This window comes from Bradyrhizobium sp. (assembly GCF_049512235.1).
Lineage (GTDB): Bacteria > Pseudomonadota > Alphaproteobacteria > Rhizobiales > Xanthobacteraceae > Bradyrhizobium.
Window position 1 is genome coordinate 1 of sequence record NZ_JBEKXH010000607.1, and the last position, 3498, is coordinate 3498.

Annotated in this window: 4 protein-coding genes; 3 read left to right on the top strand and 1 reads right to left on the bottom strand. The window is 60.0% G+C overall.

Translation table 11 applies throughout. The annotated features are described in order from the left end of the window. A partial coding sequence (locus ABSG20_RS32600) for a zinc-binding metallopeptidase family protein (protein WP_423868563.1) occupies window positions 1-796 on the bottom strand: 796 nt, incomplete at its 3' end. Window positions 797-1137: 341 nt separating this feature from the next. Between ABSG20_RS32600 and ABSG20_RS32605 the strand changes: the two genes are divergently transcribed. The 3 genes from ABSG20_RS32605 to ABSG20_RS32615 form a co-directional block, all read left to right on the top strand. Next, window positions 1138-2274 (top strand): M15 family metallopeptidase domain-containing protein, encoded by a 1137-nt coding sequence (locus ABSG20_RS32605; RefSeq protein WP_423868564.1) that lies wholly within the window; start codon window positions 1138-1140, stop codon window positions 2272-2274. A 437-nt stretch (window positions 2275-2711) separates the two neighbouring features. Next, window positions 2712-3002 carry a hypothetical protein gene (locus ABSG20_RS32610; RefSeq protein ID WP_423868565.1) on the top strand — a complete coding sequence of 97 codons (291 nt, stop codon included), beginning with the start codon at window positions 2712-2714 and terminating at the stop codon, window positions 3000-3002. A gap of 163 nt (window positions 3003-3165) precedes the next feature. Next, window positions 3166-3498 (top strand): gamma-glutamylcyclotransferase family protein (locus tag ABSG20_RS32615; RefSeq protein WP_423868566.1); only part of this gene is annotated, 333 nt, incomplete at its 3' end.

Here is a 3498-nt window from a genome sequence, read left to right on the forward strand (position 1 = left end):
TATCGACGATATGGAGATAGTGCGCCCAGGTTTCTGCGAAATCCTCCCAGGGGTGCATGGTGGCGTAGGCCGACACGTAATGCTGTTGCCAGTTCGACGGTGCGCCCGCGTCGTAATACCGCATGAGGGCTTCGTCGTAATCGATCCGGTCGTCGCCAAAGATCTCTCGACAGCCATCAAGCTTGCCGCCGTCGCGGACCAGAAGGTCCCAAAAATGATGCCCGACCTCGTGACGCAAATGCCCCAACAACGTGCGGTATGGCTCGTTCATTTGCAGGCGACGGCGTTCGCGCTCGATCGCGTCTGTTTCGGTCAAGGCGACCGTGATCACGCCGTCGTCATGCCCGGTCATGACCTTGTGGCCGGTGGCCGGATCGTCGGCGAGAAAGTTGAAAATCAGACCGTGCCGCGGATCTTCGGCACGGGTTTTGAGCGGGAGCTTCCAGCGCAACAGCGAATAGAACAGCCGATGCTTCGCAAGCTCCAGCTCCTGCCAGCCGGCCAGCCGGATAGGATCGGAAAGATCCGGGACGGTGCCGTTGTGGCGGCAAGCCACGCAATAAGGGTCGTCGGAGCCGTCATCCACAAGCCAGTTGCAGGCATCCCGCTGGGCGTTTTTACACAGCGAGCGTCTTTGTTCCCCGCTCTCCAGAGGTTGCCACTGATCGCCGCTGGGCTTGAGAGCAGACAGCGTCATCCGCTCGTGCATAAACGCCAACCGGTGGCCGCAGCGGCCACAACTGCGATTTTCGAAGTAGAGGATATTTGCGCAGGCTTGGCAGGAAAAGAGTCGCATAGATGGTCCCCGGTTTGGCCACGGCCGCTCTGTCAAAGACAAAGCCCAGCGCGGTTGGAAGAGCGCCAGGCCAGGTTCAGGCTTGTCTGGTTTGAGAATACCGTCTTCGGCCCATCGTTCCGGCGCAGACACAAAAGTTGCGGATACGTTTAGGCAGATCCTCGCTGACGCCCCTCCAACGATCCCGATTGGACCTGCGGCACCGAGACGGATTGCGTTGCAGTTAGGCAACACCCGCTGTGAAAACTGATTATCAGAGGTTTCCGCCATTGCTAGTGCACACCGTGAACGCGAATATCGCGGCGTCGCTATGCCATCCGGCCCAATTGGAGACGGCGATCATGAACCCGCGACTGGCAGCAATGGCAGCATTCTGCCGACAGGCCGCTATACCTGTTTCGGTTTTTGCGTGGATCGCTGCGTTTGGTTCTGCGGGGATCGATAGCACCGGCGCCGCGCCAATCTTTGACCGCCTCGAACCGGCTCTTACCACCTCAGGGTTTGCCGAAAAACCGCCGCCGCTCGCGTTCGGAACCGCCGACGCAGTGGCTGCCAGCAGATCGCAAACGCAGGCAGCGGCCGCCGACGCGACGCCGGCTTCGCATGAGCCGGAACCGATCGTTGCAGCCGCGTCGACAGATTCTTCTGCTTCGGAAATGCCGCGGCCTGAAACAGCGCCGGAGCAGCCGGCTAACATGAGCGTGGCGACCAGGGAGCCCGGCGACGCTCATCCGGCCATCGACACAACCGAAGTTCTCGATGAGTGCTTCGTGATCGATAGCTGCATCGACCGTTATCTTTGGGCGATTTACCAACGCACACCCAAGGAAGACGCCATCAAGACCCAGGAACGGAGAAAAGTGACCGTCAGGAAAAAGGGCAGACGGGTGACTGTCACGAAGACCTTTACGACACTTGCCGATGAGGATTTTTCGTGGAAGGACCCCAAGGCCGCCGAAAAGGCCGGCCTGTCCATGGCGGACTACGTGATCGGAGGCATGGATCGGGATTTTAAACTGAAGCTCTTTCGCATGCTACACGGGGCCGAGCAGGCAGGCCTATTACCCGGCATCACAAGCGCGTTCCGCGACGACTATCGCCAATCGATTGCAAGCGGCCTTAAGGCGGCCAATGACAGGTCCTATCATGGCGGTAGCTTCCGTGGAGGCTATGGCCACGGCCTGGCGGCGGATATCGTGAGCGTCAATGGCGCGACACGGGCGCAGCGATGGACTTCCACTGAAACCCTCTGGAAGTGGATCGATGCACACGGGCAAGAGTTTGGCATCGGACGGCCTTATCTCGACAGAGATCCCCCGCACGTGGCACCGATCGACGGCAAGGAATATGCCGATCACCATCCCCGAATGAAAGCTCGAGATGTGGGGTCGGCAGCGAAGCCACGCAACAGGCTCGCTTCGCGCGAGGGTCGCAGCCCGGCGAAACGCGCGCGAACTGCCACATCGTCAAAGGTGTGAACGATCCGACCAGCGTGACGCACCAGACGGCCGATTCCATCAAACTGATCAGTTGTAGGATGGGTAGAGTGACCAGATCGGACGCATGTCCGAACTGGTCGCGAAACCCATCGCAGCGGCGGAATTGGTGGGTTTCGCGAAGACGGGAGCGACAAAACGGGCGATGCGGGCCACGGGAGGTTCGCCTGATGCAGGAGGCAAACACAGCGAACAGCATCGAGTGGGGATTTACTAAAGTGTCACCGTAATACCGGCGCGCCGAGCGCCCAGCCCCACTGGTTGCCGCGAGGTCGAGGGCCAGCACCACCTTGCCGGCCGCCGGATCAGTGGTGCGCAGGGTTTTGTTGATGTCGGCGTTGACGGTCATCGGACCGTCTCCGAGCTTGCTTTTCGCGATTTTGACGCCGACAATAGTCCAAAGGAGTATCCATCTCGTTATGAGCGATCAAATCCTGTTCGACAGGCTCATCTATATCGACAAGCTCAAGGATGCCGGAATTCCAGCCGAGCAAGCGCGAGCCCATGCAGATGCCCTGGACGCCGCATTGCGGGATAGCGTCGCAACCAGGGTGGACATTGGTGATCTCAAAACTGAGTTGCGTACAGACATCACCGCACTTCGCCACGACGTGCATCTCGGCTTTCGCGACGCTACGATCAGAACCGGCGGCATGTTCATCGTCGCGGTTGGCATCCTGCTCGGCTCACTGAAATTCTTCACGCATTGACGGCGGACCTGCAGCGATCTTGTTGATGTTGCGGTTACGGTGCGGACCATGAGATGGTCGTACGGCGTTTCACTGCAGCCTTGGCTCATCAAGCCTGCCGCGGCGACGAACCGGCGAAATTGGTGCGCAACGCATGACGGACGGTCAGCTCGGAAAGTCGCGCGTGACGACCCCACAGACCCACCGCGTCTTTGTCTACGGCACGCTGCGGCGCGGCCAAAGCAATCACTCGCTGCTCGAAATGAGCAGGTTCATAGCTGAAGCCGCAACGCTGCGAACCTATTGGATGATCACGACCGGCGTTTTCCCCGTCGTCCTCGATGCAGTCCCCGCCGACTTCGGGCTCCCGCCGCTGGCCATTGCCGGCGAGATTTATCACGTCGATGATGCCACCCTGGAGCAGCTTGACCGTCTCGAACGCGAGGGCCGCGCCTATGACCGCAAGGTGACTGACGTCCACGAGGCTGGCCACAAGGTCCAGGCCCATATCTACATC

Coding starts and splice junctions, on each gene's coding strand:
- ABSG20_RS32605 (WP_423868564.1), top strand. CDS start 1,138: ATGAACCCGCGACTGGCAGCAATGGCAGCATTCTGCCGACAGGCCGCT.
- ABSG20_RS32610 (WP_423868565.1), top strand. CDS start 2,712: ATGAGCGATCAAATCCTGTTCGACAGGCTCATCTATATCGACAAGCTC.